Source organism: Aeromonas cavernicola (genome assembly GCF_002795305.1).
Lineage (GTDB): Bacteria > Pseudomonadota > Gammaproteobacteria > Enterobacterales > Aeromonadaceae > Aeromonas > Aeromonas cavernicola.
In genome coordinates this window covers 1-840 of sequence record NZ_PGGC01000103.1, presented here as the reverse complement: position 1 = coordinate 840, position 840 = coordinate 1, and the positions used below count along the sequence as shown (strand labels likewise).

Here is an 840-nt window from a genome sequence, read left to right as displayed (position 1 = left end):
GAAGCAGATGCATGTGTTGCACTCGGACAACGGCGCGCCGATGAAGTCGGTCACGTTGCTGACCAAGAAGCATGATGTGGGCGTTACGCCCTCGCGGGGACGGCCTCGGGTCAGCAACGATAATCCGTACTCGGAGTCGCTGTTGCGGACGCTGAAGTACAGCCCACAGTGGCCATCAGAGGGGTTTGCCAGTCTCGATGCTGCGAGCGGGATTTTCTGGCTTGGTATAACGATGAACACCGGCATAGCCGTATTCGCTTCGTTAGGTAATCCCCCCGAAAATCTGGAGTGCTCATAAGTAGAATTTTCTCGTATCTTGCACGCAGGAGGTTCTACATGAAAACATCACGCTTTAGCGATGCCCAAATCATCGCCATCCTCAAACAGGCCGAGTCTGGTTCACCCGTCCCTGAGCTCTGCCGTGAGCATGGCATCAGCTCCGCCACTTTCTACAAGTGGCGCTCCAAATTCGGTGGTATGGATGCTTCTCTGATGGCCCGCCTCAAAGAGCTGGAAGAGGAAAATTGTCGCCTCAAGAAAATGTATGCCGTGGCGCACTTCGCCATTTCTATCCGGCTAGCCTGCAACCTCTTCAAGGTCAGCGAAGGCTGTTATCGCTATCAACCCGTGCTTGCCGATGAAAACCTGCTTATTGCGGATTGGTTGCTGCGTATAACTAACAGCCAGCGCAACTGGGGCTTTAGCCTCTGTTTTCTCTACCTACGCAATGTCAAAGGGTTTGGCTGGAACCATAAGCGGGTCTACCGGATTTATCGGGAGCTTGAACTGAACATGCGGATCAAACCCAAGAAGCGATGGGTGCGTGAAAAGTCGGACGCA

1 protein-coding gene and 1 pseudogene are annotated in these 840 nt (G+C 53.5%); both read left to right on the top strand.

Annotated elements, in window-relative coordinates; genetic code table 11:
• Nucleotides 1-264, top strand: a pseudogene (locus CUC53_RS12270) (integrase core domain-containing protein); the annotation flags it as partial.
• A 72-nt stretch (nucleotides 265-336) separates the two neighbouring features.
• Nucleotides 337-840 (top strand): transposase (locus CUC53_RS12265; protein ID WP_157798263.1); only part of this gene is annotated, 504 nt, incomplete at its 3' end.